Origin of the sequence: Sediminispirochaeta bajacaliforniensis DSM 16054 (assembly GCF_000378205.1) — a bacterium.
GTDB lineage: Bacteria > Spirochaetota > Spirochaetia > DSM-16054 > Sediminispirochaetaceae > Sediminispirochaeta > Sediminispirochaeta bajacaliforniensis.
Genome location: NZ_KB899418.1, coordinates 151,863 through 165,110, shown reverse-complemented (window position 1 = coordinate 165,110; position 13,248 = coordinate 151,863). Strand labels below are relative to the sequence as shown.

Genomic DNA, 13,248 nt, shown 5'->3' with positions numbered 1-13,248 from the left:
TTTGGCAAGTGGGGTGAGATTATGGCTGATGATGCGGTCGCCACTGCTACCTTAGACCGGCTCCTACATCATTCGCATGTAGTCAGCCTGAAGGGTGATTCGTATCGCATGAAAGACAGAATGAAAATTGGAGCCGTTGGCTTCTAAAAAATTTTACCGGATGTCTGCAATTTAGCTCCGGTGGAAAACTGCAATTTCATTCCGGTGTTGACAGTAATTTATGAAAATGATCCCAAAGTTATTCCATATTTGAAAAATTAAGTATGATGGCATTTTGGGGATTTTTTTAAATTCTAAGATGAAAATTAAACCGAGCCATATAATAATCTATCTATTTTTATTACGGTCTGCATTTTTGTAAGCATTGAGACAACCAGAAACTCAAGTATTGCTTCAATCTCTACAGGGAATAGTGTCACTGAAGTGACAATGATAAACAATTCAACCTCTATTTCATTAATTCATACAGCCAATGATTATTACAATTCAGATGATTATGTTCATGCTCTACCTTTATATATAGAAATTCTGAAAAATGAATGTAACGATGCAATGACTTGGTATCGAACCGCATATTCCTACAGGATGCTATATGGTTTTAATTCAAATACATATTCTTTATATTACCAAGCATATCAACGACTAAGTACTCAAATGCCGAATAGCGTTTACACTAAATATGCTTGGAATCAAATTTTCAATGTAAATCAATATTTCAAGGTTTTACCCGCAACAGGAATTCGCGCTGAAAATGGAGATTTGTATGGTGTTGATAATGATGGTGATGGTCGACGCGAAACAGTTTTTGTTCATGGCTACTACCGTAAAGATGGAACTTATGTAAGATCACACTACCGAGCGAAATAGCCATTGAATAGAGGAATTAAATATTCCTTTAAGCCTAAATACAATAGACTTCCACATAACCAACAATTGGAGCAGACGTGGCTACTGTCATGGTTTGTGCTTGAGATTGGGTAAAGAAGAGCTTGGGTTAAAGTGGAAGCACTAATCTATGAAAGATATGGTATAATGCATGAAGGAAAGAGCACAAACACATGCCAGTGAACGCCACGCAGCCATACCTGGGGTGCGAAGAAGCTCCAATGGAAATTGGAGCAAGTGGGGATTTATAATCATATCCCAGCCCGATCAACGATCAATAACGTATTAAAAAGAAATGACCTGATTCCCGAGCGAAAAAAAACGGATTCATGTAGAAAGACGCTATCCCAAATTTGAAGCGGAAGAATGTAACGATATTTGGAGTGCCGATTACAAAGGGGAGTTCAAAACAACGGACAATAAATATTGTTATCCCCTTACCATCTGAGATACCTACGCCCGTTTCATAATAAAGATAAAAGGTCTCTCCAGACCTAATCTGGAGCAGTCTAAGCCTGTTTTTGAAACTGCCTTCAAAGAATATGGACTTCCTGAACAATTGCATACAGACAATGGTTCGCCCTTTGCCAACGTTCGTTCTCTCGGAAGGTATACACAGCTTTCTGTCTGGTTGACGGAGTTAGGTATCCTTCCCGTATTCAGTGCTCCAGCAGCCCCACAGCAGAATGGAAAGCATGAAAGGATGCATCGAGTGTTGAAAGCGGAAGCTTGTAGGGATCCTGGTAAAAGTCTCAGAAGCCAACAGATAAAGTTCAATAAGTTTACCAGAGAATATAATATAGAACGTCCCCATGAAGCTCTATAGATGGTAACTCCTGTTTCAATTTATGAGAAATCGAAAAGGTCATATCCAAAGAAAATAGAGGAATGGAGCTACCCTTCAGAATACAGAGTGCGAAACATCTGCAAGAATGGAATCATCCGTGTCGGTAAGGATGATAGTATATTCGTGGGAACAGCATTCAAGGGTAAGCAACTTGGTTTTGGAGATATAGGGGAAGGGATTTATCACGTTTGGTTTAGGGGATTTCTCCTTGGTTACTTAAATGAACATGAGCTCAAAATCTATGATATAATGGAGTATGATTACGTAAAAAGAGTGTAATCAATGTGGTTGGACTTTCGTTCATCATGCATTGGCTAATACATGGAGCCTAGGCTGATTGAAGGAGAAACATGATCAGAATGAATAGAAAATGGTTGCTGCCCCTATTTATGATAGTCATTAGCTGCAGCTGCTTTGGTTCTGAACCTAATAATATGGAAAGATATGAACACTTTGGCGATATTGTATTAGTAAATAATAAGGCAATGCATATCCGCATACGAGGAAAGGGAAGTCCAACAGTCATATTTTTCTCTGATATTGATATGTACGGAACATTTATTAACTGGAAGGAAATCCAGGATGAAATTGGCAAGCAAACAAAAACGGTTTGCTTTGATAGACTAGGCTATTTCTGGAGCGATGAAGGCGAATTACCAAGGACTGGCGAAAGAATTGCGTTAGAAGTAGAAGCATTGCTTGCCGCTCAAGGAGATACCGGTCCCTACCTAATCGTAGGTCACGGAATGGGCGGAATCTATGGGCGTATATTTGCCGGGATGAATATTGAAAAAATAGTCGGGATGGTTTTCCTAGATCCCTTGCATCCACAAGCATTTGAGCGAATGAAGGAAGTAGGAGTTAAGAAGACAATACCCAATGAAAGAATTAGACCACTAATATGGCTGTTGTTGAAGTTAGGGATCAAGAAGGAATCTTTAAAGCAGTATGGAATACCAAACGATTTATACCGAGTAGCACTAACGTGCTATAAGAAGAACAGTCTTACATGGTTTGATGAGACTGCAGCATCTGTACGATCGTTGCAACAAGCTGAAGATTATAATGACTTTGGAAATATTCCATTGCATATTCTAACATCAAAAAAGGCAGGGAAAATAATTAGTGACAGAGAGAAACTTTGGGTAAAACTCCAATCGGAACTGTTGGGATTAAGTAGGAACAGCAAACAATCCATACTCGAAGGTGTCGGACACTATATTCACCTGGAAAGGCCAGAAATAGTAATTGAATCAATATTTGAAATGATTGAGAACTCTCGAAGAGAAACCGACTAACAATCGCTTCCAGCTGATAATCCGCCCTATCCTTGGATCCACTGACGCGCACCTTAAAACACAGGTGCATTACAGCTGAAGCGTATGTTATGCAGACACACGATGTATTCTAAATTGACTATAGAACGAATTGAATAATAAGGAATAAGCATTGGAAAAAGTTGAAGAGAAGAAGTTGGTTCGAAAAATTCAAAATCAACTCGGAAGAGAACTGAAAGAATTGGGATTCTCTCACACAAAACCAACTTTCTTCGTTCGACAAACTCATCGACCTTGGTATGAAATTATTCATCTCCATAAATTCTCTTACGCTTCATCCTTTCGGGTTCATATTGCATTAAGACATGAATATGACAATTTTGATGCTATAGCACTAAATGGGCCCAATTCTGAGGGATATAAAAACTATTATCCGGACTTTTCGGTTGATGAATACTCCCAAAACAATTGTGTCTCTGAGATACTAAAATTTGTAAAAGAAATTGGGTTCGAGTGGCTTGAAAATAATCAAAAACAAAATTTTCAGAGAACGTTAAGGAATCTTAAAATAAACATCCAGCAAAAGGATGAGAATATTATACTGACAAGAAATCTTCTTGGCCTGAATAAATGATATATCAGTAAACATCTTGCAGGAGAATTAGTTGGAACTTCTTAATGAACTATAAATACCATTTGCGATCGACCCAGGAGGGACACTGCCAAAGATTCACGCAGAGGAATTTACATTAAAAGTTTCTTTCTATCTACTTGATTCAGATAAACGTAAGCGGTAATTCTTCCCTTCTTGGAAAAATCTGAAAATGTATTATTCTCCGTGAAAATATTTACGGAGGAATGGAATGCGGAAGATAATAAAGAATTGGCAGGAAGTATTGTAAGCGTCAAAACTACAGGCCCTACAAAAATCCCGATATTCCTTGCACAATTACCACAAGAAGAATTAAAGCCATTATAGATTGCCTGTTTTTCGCCTATTTTTATAGGGTAACACACTATTAAAATTCTGTAACTAGGCATCCTCAAAAAGTTTTTATTGACGATTCTATTAACGTATTTTGAAAGAAATTCAACATGGTTTACATTACACTATAATGATGATGGAACCGCATATCAGCGCGTCCATTTTTCTCATTTTGCATAATGATCTGTATAGGTATCTAAGACCTTACGAATCATTTGTTGATATGGAGTATTTGTTTCCTCCGAGATTTGCTTGAAGAAATCAATGCTCTTTTTAGAAAGAGTGATCGTTATTTTTTTGTCTCTTCTCTTGGTATTAACAACTCTGGAGGGGGGAGTACATCTTCCACCTCTTTAGCCACTAACAATTCTTCTCGTATGTCTTCCGGAGCCTTTTCGTATTTAACCTCGTTCTTCATACCGCCGCTTTCCTCTGCTATCGGAAGTCGAAAATGCCTCTTAGTTCCATTTAACTTCCATTTTCTTGTTATTTCTAGCGCAATCATCTAAATATAAATCTATAAGGGTTTGATATGGTAAGCCCGATTCTTCCGCTAAGCCCTTAAAATAATCTATAGTCTCTACTGCAAGCCTTATGGTAATTTGCTTCTTGATCTTTTTCGCATATGGATTTTTACGAGATTTCATTTTAGAAAAATCATATTCGTCTCTCATAATATCACCCTCCATAGTATTTTGATTCGTTAGTAGTAGCTTTACGAGCTGAAATAATTCGGATTATGGATTCTTTCTTTCGTATACAGTGACAAACAACTAATAATCGTAAGTGGCTACTAAATCCCAACATGATGAATCTATCTTCTAAATCAGAGTGCGATTCATCAAAAAACTCAACAGCATTTTCATCATAAAACACGGATTGTGCTTCTTCAAATGAGACGCCATGCTTTTGAATATTAATCGCATTTTTTGTCTCATCCCATTCAAAAGATATAATAATTATATTATAATTATAAAGTCAGTATAAATCAAGTCATTTTGAATTTCAACAAAGCTTTACCAATAGCTAAAGTTGGTCGTAGGTAAATGGGGGGGCCTCAACAGAACTTTCGCTATAAAGAACTTCAGGATCTAAGTCTGCCCCGTTGGACCATTCTATAGTATCAAATTTAACCGATACCGCATTGAATTTTGCGATATCCCGCAACTCCGAGAAAATTCCTAAATCAAGATAGGGATACATATCAAAATAACGTACTTCATCATTCTCGAAGGTAAGTAACAATTTGTAATCTTGAAGAGGTTTTACGTCTTTAACACCCAAATACATGAACTCCTCGGCATTATGTCGTCGGGATAAAATCTATTTTTATATTATATCCAACTGCACGCGCATAATTTTCTATCGTAGAAAGACGCGGCGAGTTCTTTGTATTCACATTCTCTATCCTGGAAATATTGCTTTTCTGAGTATGTAATCTCTTCGCTAATTCTTCCTGGGTTAAGCCTGCCTGAAGTCGTAATTCAATTAATCTCTTCCGGAGTTCATAGTCTGGCTTGAGTGTCTCATATTCTTTTCGAACTTCAGGATCGTTTAACGCCTCTTTCTTGAAATCATTAAAAGAAACTGTTTCCATCATTGAACCTCCTTCAGTCGTTTCCGAGCAAGTTCTAAATCTTGCTTTGGCGTTTTATTCGTTTTCTTTACAAACGAATGTAAAATTATCACTTTCTGATCCTTAACAGTACAAAATAAGGACCGTCCGATGCCTTCTTTCCCTTTTGCTCGGATTTCAAATAGCCCCCCTCCCATGGCTCTTGTATATGGCATCCCAAGAGACGGACCAAAGCTTTCAATCATTTCAGCTATATGTAAGAAGTCTGCCAATATTCCTTTGGGAAATTTCATTGTCTCTTTTGAGACCTTTTCACTAAAAAATACAATTTCCTATTTCATAGACTTAAAGTTATCATAAATGATAACTTTAAGCAAGACCTCAACAAAAATAATTTGCTTTCTTTTTAGCTATAACAGCCTAAAAACGTTATCTTCAAATTTGATATTACATCAAACGTTCCGTAAATACACCAACTTGTCATAGGAAGCTTGCGGCCAAAGGCCATTTAGGTGAAGCCGCAGGCGACGAAAACGCATATTCGCTGTTATATGTCGTTTTATCGGTGTTTGCAGTAGAGTTTTTCCTTAACCACTTCTCCCATTACCTCTTTCTCAAAACACTTCACAAACTTCATTCCGGTTTTTTCTGCAACTCTATCTGAAGGCCTATTATCATGTTTTGTATATGTATAAAGAACTGGATAATATAGCGTTCTAAATGCATAGTCCATACATGCTTTTGCTGCTTCTGTGGCATATCCTTTATTACAATATTCTTTTTTGATATGATATCCAAGTTCAGGTAGTTTTTCACCTTTAATGTCTTGCATAGTTATTCCACAATCGCCAGGGAAAATATTCCCTTCTTTTAGAATGACAGCCCAGAGTCCATGCCTATATCTTTTGTAATTATCAATGCTCCATTTAATCCAATCCTCAACTTCTTTATCGCTAAATGGCGCTGGGTAAAATTGCATTGAATCTGGATTGCTTAATATTTTTGATAGCTCTACTTTATCGTCTGCAACTAACTCTCTGAGAAAGAGTCTCTCTGTTTCTAATATTCTTTTCACTACTATCTCCGATAAAATGACATATAACTTCTTTTATCAACATAAAATTCATGCAGATAACCATCGAAATGACGTGGGAGTATTATAATTCTGCCATGCGAAGGGTACAACTCCTATACCTCCACCAAACACACAAATCAAAACACAGCTTGCAGCACATTCACGATGATAGAGGCGGCCAGACCGCGAATTCGTTCAACTGTCCATGGATCTGGTTTCCGAGGCATAAAATTCTTGTGTCATAAAATCGTTTGGGGTGCAATGAAGACAGAAACAAAATTGATAAAAATGAATTATTTGTATAATTGTTTATAATATAAAGAATTAAAACTACGTCCAGCAGGATTCGAACCTGCGACCTACGGCTTAGAAGGCCGTTGCTCTATCCAGCTGAGCTATGGACGCATGCATCATCGGGATGGCCAGACTCGAACTGGCGATCTCCTGCTCCCAAAGCAGGCGCCTTAGCCACTAGGCTACATCCCGGAGACCGAGGCAAAGTATAACGATCGTCCTCTTTTGGGTCAAGCCGTTGGCCTTCTTCTGCGCTTATGATAGGCTATCTTTATGAATCGAGATTCGCTGTCGGCAATGGTGGTCGAGCGCCTTTTGCAGACATGGCCAAAGGCCGAAACGCTTTTGCGGCATGATAACTGTTATCAGCTTATGATTGCCGTCATCCTTTCTTCCAGAACAACAGATGCGCAGGTTAATGTTGTTACCGAGAAACTGTTCCGACGTTTTCCTGATGCGAAATCGCTTGCCGAGGCCGATGGCGAAGAGATTGAGGACCTTATCCATTCGGTTGGCTTTTATCGTGTCAAGGCACGTCACATTGTGGCAGCAGCCGCTGCTTTACTTGAAAAATTCGATGGAAGAGTGCCGGAATCTATGGAAGAGCTGTTGATGATTCCGGGGCTGGGGCGGAAAGGTGCCAATGTAGTGTTGGGGGAGTGCTTTGGCAAGCCTGCAATCATTGTTGACACTCACTTCGGAAGGGTTGTCAGACGTATCGGCCTTTCCGATAGCGAAAATCCGGCGATTGTTGAGAGAGAACTCAAAAGCCTGATTCCCTCTGCCGACCAAACCGATTTTTCCATGGCCGCCAACCTGCACGGGCGCTATGTCTGTTTATCCAGGAATCCTCGATGTTCCGAATGTGTTGTACAAGATGTGTGTCGCTATTTCAGTTATCGGAATCGTTCTTCTGATGACCGGTAATGAGCATTTCCCAAGAATCTCGACTCATCTGATTAGCAATAACTTCGTCTTCGATATACTGAGTCAAACTTCTGAACCTTGATGCAAGTTCTGGGGTGATGACATGCTCGATTTTACAGGCGATATCCTGAGCGCTATCTGCGGAAAGATTAAGCACCTTTCGTAAGAATCCGGCAAGGGCAAAGTGTCGATCCTGGATCGATTTGGCCACCTTCATCCCTTCTTCCGTCAGACGTATATAACTGTTTTTTTCATAGTGGACCAATCCTCTGCTGCGAAGAACCTTTAAGGCCCCGGACACCGAGGGCATTTGGACATTTAGCGCTTCCGCAATTTCTTTTACACGGGCAACTCGATTACGTTTTTCCAGTATCAGGATGGCTTCGAGGTAGTCTTCCAGGCTGGCCGACAAGTCACTATCATTGATCATAGTATAACACTATACTAAAGAGATGGCTTCAAGGCAACCTCTTCCTTGACTCGGCATATCTTCTCAACCATAATCGAAGGATGGACGAATTCTCCGCTCAATTAAAAGAAAAGCTTGCCGCCCTTGCGGATGAGTATATAAGAATGCTTCCCGAACGTTTCCGGGAAATTAAAGATGCTTTAATGATGGCGGAAAGGGATGGTTCTGCCGGGAGTCTTCCTACACTTCGTCTTCTTGTCCATAAACTTGCCGGTTCCGGGGCTACTTTTGGTTTTAAAGAACTTTCTCGAAATGGAAAGGCCCTGGAAAATCGATTGGAGCAGCTTATTGAAAGTGGAGAGCCTCCTGAGCCGGAAGATTACTCCCGTCTCAGGGAGGCAATAACTGCTCTGGAGGGGCTCTGTGAAGAGGGCGAGCCGGAAGAACTGGAGGAGTTGGAAGCCCCGGATTTTTCTGAGTTACAGCAAAGCCCAGATTCGAAGAGCGATGGGGGAGGGAGCCTTTCCGAAAAGAAAATTATCCATCTTGTCGACCGTACAGGCGTGATTGCCTCCAATGTTGTCGAGCAGCTGGGCTATTACGGATATGAGGTTGAGGAGATTGATGACCTTTCGATTGTACGGAGGAAACTCGAGTCGGGAGGGCGAAGGCTTCTTATTGTCAACACCGAGCATCTTCTTCACGATAAAGAGCTTTCAGCTGGTTTATCGGCCGTAAAACGGCATTACCGCAATAAGCTTGGTATCATCTTTGTTTCGGAACACGAAGATTTCATGACGCGGCTGCAGGCTGTACGGGCGGGCGGTGATGCTTTTTTTCTCCTGCCTCTGGATATTGGGCGTCTCGTGGATAAAATAGACGGCCTTGTCTCCAGGGTTGAGGCTGCTCCGTATCATATTCTTATTGTCGACGATGATCCCGAACAGGTGGCCTACTATGCATTTCTTCTCCAGCAGGCAGGTATGGTAACCTCGGTTGCCAGTGATCCCATGAAGGTGCTGAGCATCCTGATCGAATCGAAACCTGAGTTGATTCTCATGGATATGTACATGCCCGGATGCAGCGGAATCGAACTAACCGCACTCCTTCGTCAGCATGAGGCATTTGTAGGTGTGCCCATCGTCTTTCTTTCCTTTGAATCAAACAAAGAGAAACAGATGGAAGCCATTTGCAGGGGCGGAGATGATTTTCTCACCAAACCTATTAATCCTGATTATCTGGTCCAAGTTGTCAGTACCCGGGCCGAACGAAACAGAAATATTCGGTATTTTATGGAGCGGGATTCCCTCACGGGACTTTTGAATCATACGAATCTCAAGGAACATCTTTCCCGTGAGCTCCTCAGAGCCTCACGTTCGGAAACGTTCCTCGCCTTTGCCATGATCGATGCCGACCATTTTAAACGGGTAAATGATACCTATGGCCATCTCACCGGAGATCGTGTCTTAAAGAATCTGGCGCGACTTCTGCTTGATCGTTTGAGGCGTACCGATATCATCGGCCGTTACGGCGGTGAAGAGTTCGGTATTATCCTCTTGAATACAGATGTCACCGCCGCCGAGCGTATCATGAATGAAATTAGGGAAAATTTCTCACGGGTAATTCAGCAATCAGAATCAGAGCAATTCTTTGTGACCTTTAGCTGTGGCATAGCTGGTTTTCCCGAATGTGCGGATGCATCGACACTCAGTCTGGCCGCCGATAAGGCCCTGTATAGTGCCAAAGAAAACGGGCGCAACCGTGTGGTTGTCTATCATCATCAAGAGATCAAGGGATAAAGTGTCCAGAAAATCCCCTCTTCATCGATCGTTCTGATGTCGAGAAAGGCGGGGTTCCATTTGGTAAGGGTCCCCCCTGTCGGAAAACAATTCTTTGCGAGCCTCAATGCTTCGTTTTTCTCTTTTCCCTTTTTTTGATTGTTTCCCGGGAGGATGAGAATCACAGTCTCTATAGACGAAAGCGCCTGCGCTCCTGAAATTCTGGAAGACAGTGATGAAAGTGCACTGCTTTCGTCTTCCCCCAAAGGCAGCCCCATGCTTCCGTCGGGAAAAGCCGCCGGTGTTGTGTAGTGCAGCAGACCGGGAAGAGCCGTACGGATTTCTTTCCCGATCAATCGCCCCTCTTCGCTTCGGACTGGTCTTTCCTCTGAGAAATCGCTATGCTTGAGGAGAAACAGCGGCACCATTGGCGGGAAGAATCTGGCCTGGAAGAGGCCGAGCTCCCGATATAAGCGTGTCTGCAACGATGTGATTGCCGAAGATAGGGTGTCGTTTGGCAGTATGACCCCATACCGACCTGCGGGTATCGTTTCCATGCCGAAAAGCATGTCACAGGATCCCCGGTTGCGCAAGGAGGATATTTGATGGTACGCGATGTTGCCCAGGCTGCAAAAAAGCTTATTGAGCAGTTAAAGGTTATCTCAGGGATAGAGGCAATTACGCTTCATGAATCCGCGGAAATATCTCCCGATGATCCCTATTTCTATCTTAGTCTCGATGTATACTATCGGGGTTCGCTTCCCGACCCCCAGGTTCGAAAAGATATTTTTTCCGGTTTAGGGGCTTTCGAAAGTTCCGCCTATGCAATGAAAGACCGTTTTTTTATCGATACCCTGCCGGTTCGAATCGAATATAAATATATCGATTTTATCAATCGCCTTTTGAGAAGCCCTGATGAAAACCTTGCGGCCTTCCGCGATTCCGGTACCTATACCTTCTATCGTCTCCGCTACGGACGAATCATCTTCCAGGAAGGCGTTTGGCTCGATGAGGTCCGTGGCCAACTCGACCGGATCCCTGCTTCTTTCTGGACGCAGCTGTCGGAGGCGCACCGTGCAAGGGCCGAACACCATCTTGCAGATCTCGGATCGGCGGTTGTACGGGGTGATTCCCTTTTTTATGTCATCAGCCTTGCAGGCTTTATCCGAAGAATTTGCAGTTTCCTTCTCGCGGTAAATCATCGCTTTGAGCCATCCCCCCGGCAGCTGGGAGAGCAGGTGCTTACTCTTCCAGTACTACCCGAGAATTTTCGCGGCCGCTTCGATTCGCTCATGCGGGACGATGTTGAGTTCGGCCCGGAGCGGAAACGGGAAGTTGCAGAGCTGTTGACGAGAAGCATACTCCTGATGCATGGATGAAATATGAAACATACGTTATTGTTCTCTTTTGTTTTTATGGGATGTGCAGTACTGCTCGCCTCCTGTGGCGGATCCGTGAAATCGGTCGAGATTATCGGCACCGACGCGAACTTGCATCTTCGGGAACGGCCAAATCGTTCGAGAGCTGAAGAAGGTCGACTCTTTGTCTCGGAGAAGGGCTCTGTCACTCCTCGCTACTATATCAAAGGCGATACAAGTTTTTTCTCCGGTCGTGATTTTCTTGTCGACTATATCAGCCCCGGAATAGACCTGAACCTTGAGGCCGGTGACTCGGTATTAGGCATGAAGAAGACTTTCGCGTTTCCGCTTCCTCATACGCCTGAATCCTGGGAAACCACGGTACGTTTACCCATCACAATGGAGACATCGCTGCCGTGGTTCAGGATAGGGGCAGGGAAGGTTCCGGCATATTCCTCTTTTCTGCTCCGTGGAGTCGGCTTTGCAGATCCGACGGAACATCTTTTTGCTGTGCGCTTTCCCGATTTTGAAAAGGAGACTTCCCAACGTTGGGAGGCCTCGCTTTATCCATCTTGCCGTGTTGATGCAGGTGGGGCCGAACCGGGACAATGGAACCTCGAGTTTTATATCGGACCGGATGGAAGCAGTCTCTATCGGCATGAGCTTGAACTTGATTATCGTTTCGATGCGGCGCTGGAAATGCCGGGACAGGCAGAAATTCGGATTTTTCGGAATGAAGGAGCGTTTCGTTCCGACTACACGATTACCTTGCGCCCCGGCGAGCATGAGCTCTTTTTTCTTCCTGATTTTTCGTTGTCCGGCGATCTTCGGATTGAGCTTGAAGGCGAAGAGGGGCTTACCCCGCAGGCCCTGCGCATCAATCGAAGGGCCTTGTGGACCGATAACCGATGGTCGCCCATGCCCGCAGACATGGGTGAGGTCCTCGACCGTTCGGCCTCCACATGGCGACGGAGTGATTTTGAACTCTATTCATGGAACCTTTTTCCTCAGCTCCTGATTTTTGATTATCGGGACTATGCGGTCCAATCGGCAATGTTGAAACGGCTTGCTTTTTTTGTCGAAAAAAAGGGCAGCGCCGGGGAGCTCTTACCAAATGAGGCGCTGGAAAAGCGCCACGGCTGGAATGCCCACGACTATCGTAGCGAAGATCTTGCTCGCTTTTTTACCGAGGCACAGCGTCTGGAATTCCCTCTAAACGACGAAGAATACATGCTGCGGGATATTCTGGAGGAGAACAACATCATTGCTCCCGATGAAGCGGGCGGCTGGAAAGGTGTGGATGGGGGATTCCTTTCTCTTTCCAGGGAGTCTTCCGACCGGCTGCGTTATCTCTTTTTGGTCCATGAAGGATATCACGGTCTTTTCTTCTCAAGTAAGCCTTTTCGTGATCGGGTATTTTCCTATTGGAACACGCTTTCGGCCGAAGAACAAGATTTTTGGCGTATCTTCCTTGATTGGAAGCGTTATAATGTCTTACAAGACAATTATCTCTTGGTGAATGAATTTATGGCGTATCTTATGCAGCAGGATATAAGCAGGGTTGATTCCTACTTTTTCAATCATACCATTCCGACATTGATAGTTGCCAAGCCTGAGGAAAAAGAGCGGCTGGAGCTTTTTGCCTCACAGTATCCCGACCACTTTCGTCGAAGTGCAGCGTCAATTGAATCGGCGGCTTTTGAAACGGCTGGGGTTCTTGCCGGGAATTTATTTGACACCCGTCGCGTGGAAAGAGAGTAAAATAGCACCTTTCCATGGCTTTACATGTTTTGCCGAATCTGCTATAGTGCCGGTGCCTTTGTAGGGTGAATAATAA

20 protein-coding genes and 2 tRNA genes are annotated in these 13,248 nt (G+C 43.0%); 11 read left to right on the top strand and 11 right to left on the bottom strand.

Features of this window, described 5'->3' with window-relative positions; translation table 11 throughout:
* The 7 genes from F459_RS24690 to F459_RS23965 form a co-directional block, all read left to right on the top strand.
* Window positions 1-147, top strand: a 147-nt coding sequence (locus F459_RS24690; protein ID WP_169517953.1) for an ATP-binding protein, incomplete at its 5' end; no start/stop codon positions are given.
* Between the two features lie 276 nt (window positions 148-423).
* On the top strand, window positions 424-867 hold the full coding sequence (locus F459_RS23970; protein WP_169517952.1) for a hypothetical protein: 444 nt from the start codon (window positions 424-426) through the stop codon (window positions 865-867).
* A gap of 577 nt (window positions 868-1,444) precedes the next feature.
* Window positions 1,445-1,711, top strand: coding sequence for an integrase core domain-containing protein (locus F459_RS24685; RefSeq protein ID WP_407636029.1), 267 nt, complete (start codon window positions 1,445-1,447; stop codon window positions 1,709-1,711).
* Entirely contained in the window at window positions 1,712-2,011 is a 300-nt protein-coding gene (locus tag F459_RS0113745) for a hypothetical protein (protein WP_026295033.1), read from the top strand. It abuts the gene before it with no gap.
* 71 nt (window positions 2,012-2,082) lie between these two features.
* A complete protein-coding gene (locus F459_RS0113740) occupies window positions 2,083-3,030 on the top strand; it encodes an alpha/beta fold hydrolase (protein WP_020613300.1) in 948 nt (315 codons plus the stop codon).
* A gap of 151 nt (window positions 3,031-3,181) precedes the next feature.
* Window positions 3,182-3,643 (top strand): hypothetical protein, encoded by a 462-nt coding sequence (locus F459_RS0113735; protein ID WP_020613299.1) that lies wholly within the window; start codon window positions 3,182-3,184, stop codon window positions 3,641-3,643.
* A gap of 174 nt (window positions 3,644-3,817) precedes the next feature.
* Entirely contained in the window at window positions 3,818-3,988 is a 171-nt protein-coding gene (locus F459_RS23965; protein WP_154651690.1) for a hypothetical protein, read from the top strand.
* Between the two features lie 295 nt (window positions 3,989-4,283).
* On the opposite strand, the gene F459_RS24565 is transcribed toward F459_RS23965, so the two are convergent.
* The 9 genes from F459_RS24565 to F459_RS0113695 form a co-directional block, all read right to left on the bottom strand.
* Window positions 4,284-4,412 carry a hypothetical protein gene (locus F459_RS24565; RefSeq protein WP_020613298.1) on the bottom strand — a complete coding sequence of 43 codons (129 nt, stop codon included), beginning with the start codon at window positions 4,410-4,412 and terminating at the stop codon, window positions 4,284-4,286.
* 40 nt (window positions 4,413-4,452) lie between these two features.
* Complete coding sequence (locus F459_RS0113725) at window positions 4,453-4,668, bottom strand: CopG family antitoxin (protein WP_020613297.1); 216 nt, start codon at window positions 4,666-4,668, stop codon at window positions 4,453-4,455.
* A gap of 4 nt (window positions 4,669-4,672) precedes the next feature.
* Window positions 4,673-4,951, bottom strand: coding sequence for a BrnT family toxin (locus F459_RS23635; RefSeq protein ID WP_081623737.1), 279 nt, complete (start codon window positions 4,949-4,951; stop codon window positions 4,673-4,675).
* A 69-nt stretch (window positions 4,952-5,020) separates the two neighbouring features.
* Window positions 5,021-5,284: a DUF2442 domain-containing protein gene (locus F459_RS0113720; RefSeq protein WP_020613296.1), complete on the bottom strand. Its 264-nt coding sequence runs from the start codon at window positions 5,282-5,284 to the stop codon at window positions 5,021-5,023.
* A gap of 13 nt (window positions 5,285-5,297) precedes the next feature.
* Window positions 5,298-5,594 (bottom strand): helix-turn-helix domain-containing protein, encoded by a 297-nt coding sequence (locus F459_RS0113715; protein WP_020613295.1) that lies wholly within the window; start codon window positions 5,592-5,594, stop codon window positions 5,298-5,300.
* On the bottom strand, window positions 5,591-5,863 hold the full coding sequence (locus F459_RS23015) for a type II toxin-antitoxin system RelE/ParE family toxin (RefSeq protein WP_020613294.1): 273 nt from the start codon (window positions 5,861-5,863) through the stop codon (window positions 5,591-5,593). The genes F459_RS0113715 and F459_RS23015 overlap by 4 nt, the downstream gene beginning before the upstream one ends.
* 266 nt (window positions 5,864-6,129) lie before the next feature.
* Window positions 6,130-6,645, bottom strand: a complete 516-nt coding sequence (locus tag F459_RS0113705) for a GNAT family N-acetyltransferase (RefSeq protein WP_020613293.1) — start codon at window positions 6,643-6,645, stop codon at window positions 6,130-6,132.
* 331 nt (window positions 6,646-6,976) lie between these two features.
* Window positions 6,977-7,050 (bottom strand) — tRNA-Arg (locus F459_RS0113700).
* Window positions 7,051-7,058: 8 nt separating this feature from the next.
* Window positions 7,059-7,131: transfer RNA gene (locus tag F459_RS0113695), tRNA-Pro, on the bottom strand.
* 81 nt (window positions 7,132-7,212) lie between these two features.
* Between F459_RS0113695 and nth the strand changes: the two genes are divergently transcribed.
* Complete coding sequence (gene nth / locus F459_RS0113690; protein WP_020613292.1) at window positions 7,213-7,866, top strand: endonuclease III; 654 nt, start codon at window positions 7,213-7,215, stop codon at window positions 7,864-7,866.
* Here nth and F459_RS0113685 read toward each other — a convergent pair.
* Window positions 7,832-8,296 carry a metal-dependent transcriptional regulator gene (locus F459_RS0113685; RefSeq protein ID WP_020613291.1) on the bottom strand — a complete coding sequence of 155 codons (465 nt, stop codon included), beginning with the start codon at window positions 8,294-8,296 and terminating at the stop codon, window positions 7,832-7,834. The genes nth and F459_RS0113685 overlap by 35 nt on opposite strands.
* 80 nt (window positions 8,297-8,376) lie before the next feature.
* Between F459_RS0113685 and F459_RS0113680 the strand changes: the two genes are divergently transcribed.
* The gene (locus F459_RS0113680) at window positions 8,377-10,074 is read left to right on the top strand and encodes a diguanylate cyclase (RefSeq protein WP_020613290.1); all 1,698 of its coding nucleotides are present in this window, start codon (window positions 8,377-8,379) and stop codon (window positions 10,072-10,074) included.
* Here the strand turns inward: F459_RS0113680 and F459_RS0113675 are convergent.
* Window positions 10,056-10,610 carry a hypothetical protein gene (locus tag F459_RS0113675; protein WP_245540174.1) on the bottom strand — a complete coding sequence of 185 codons (555 nt, stop codon included), beginning with the start codon at window positions 10,608-10,610 and terminating at the stop codon, window positions 10,056-10,058. The genes F459_RS0113680 and F459_RS0113675 overlap by 19 nt on opposite strands.
* 48 nt (window positions 10,611-10,658) lie before the next feature.
* Between F459_RS0113675 and F459_RS0113670 the strand changes: the two genes are divergently transcribed.
* Both F459_RS0113670 and F459_RS0113665 read left to right on the top strand, forming a co-directional pair.
* Complete coding sequence (locus F459_RS0113670) at window positions 10,659-11,432, top strand: DUF4037 domain-containing protein (RefSeq protein WP_020613288.1); 774 nt, start codon at window positions 10,659-10,661, stop codon at window positions 11,430-11,432.
* Between the two features lie 3 nt (window positions 11,433-11,435).
* Window positions 11,436-13,172, top strand: a complete 1,737-nt coding sequence (locus F459_RS0113665; protein ID WP_020613287.1) for a hypothetical protein — start codon at window positions 11,436-11,438, stop codon at window positions 13,170-13,172.
* Window positions 13,173-13,248: the final 76 nt, after the last annotated feature.

Bases quoted from the DNA above. Each gene is read 5' to 3' on its own strand.
- F459_RS0113745 (WP_026295033.1), top strand. From the start codon at position 1,712: ATGGTAACTCCTGTTTCAATTTATGAGAAATCGAAAAGGTCATATCCA.
- F459_RS0113740 (WP_020613300.1), top strand. From the start codon at position 2,083: ATGATCAGAATGAATAGAAAATGGTTGCTGCCCCTATTTATGATAGTC.
- F459_RS24565 (WP_020613298.1), bottom strand. From the start codon at position 4,412: ATGAAGAACGAGGTTAAATACGAAAAGGCTCCGGAAGACATACGAGAA.
- F459_RS0113725 (WP_020613297.1), bottom strand. From the start codon at position 4,668: ATGAGAGACGAATATGATTTTTCTAAAATGAAATCTCGTAAAAATCCA.
- F459_RS0113720 (WP_020613296.1), bottom strand. From the start codon at position 5,284: ATGTATTTGGGTGTTAAAGACGTAAAACCTCTTCAAGATTACAAATTG.
- F459_RS0113715 (WP_020613295.1), bottom strand. From the start codon at position 5,594: ATGATGGAAACAGTTTCTTTTAATGATTTCAAGAAAGAGGCGTTAAAC.
- F459_RS23015 (WP_020613294.1), bottom strand. From the start codon at position 5,863: ATGAAATTTCCCAAAGGAATATTGGCAGACTTCTTACATATAGCTGAA.
- nth (WP_020613292.1), top strand. From the start codon at position 7,213: ATGAATCGAGATTCGCTGTCGGCAATGGTGGTCGAGCGCCTTTTGCAG.
- F459_RS0113685 (WP_020613291.1), bottom strand. From the start codon at position 8,296: ATGATCAATGATAGTGACTTGTCGGCCAGCCTGGAAGACTACCTCGAA.
- F459_RS0113680 (WP_020613290.1), top strand. From the start codon at position 8,377: ATGGACGAATTCTCCGCTCAATTAAAAGAAAAGCTTGCCGCCCTTGCG.
- F459_RS0113675 (WP_245540174.1), bottom strand. From the start codon at position 10,610: ATGGAAACGATACCCGCAGGTCGGTATGGGGTCATACTGCCAAACGAC.
- F459_RS0113670 (WP_020613288.1), top strand. From the start codon at position 10,659: ATGGTACGCGATGTTGCCCAGGCTGCAAAAAAGCTTATTGAGCAGTTA.
- F459_RS0113665 (WP_020613287.1), top strand. From the start codon at position 11,436: ATGAAACATACGTTATTGTTCTCTTTTGTTTTTATGGGATGTGCAGTA.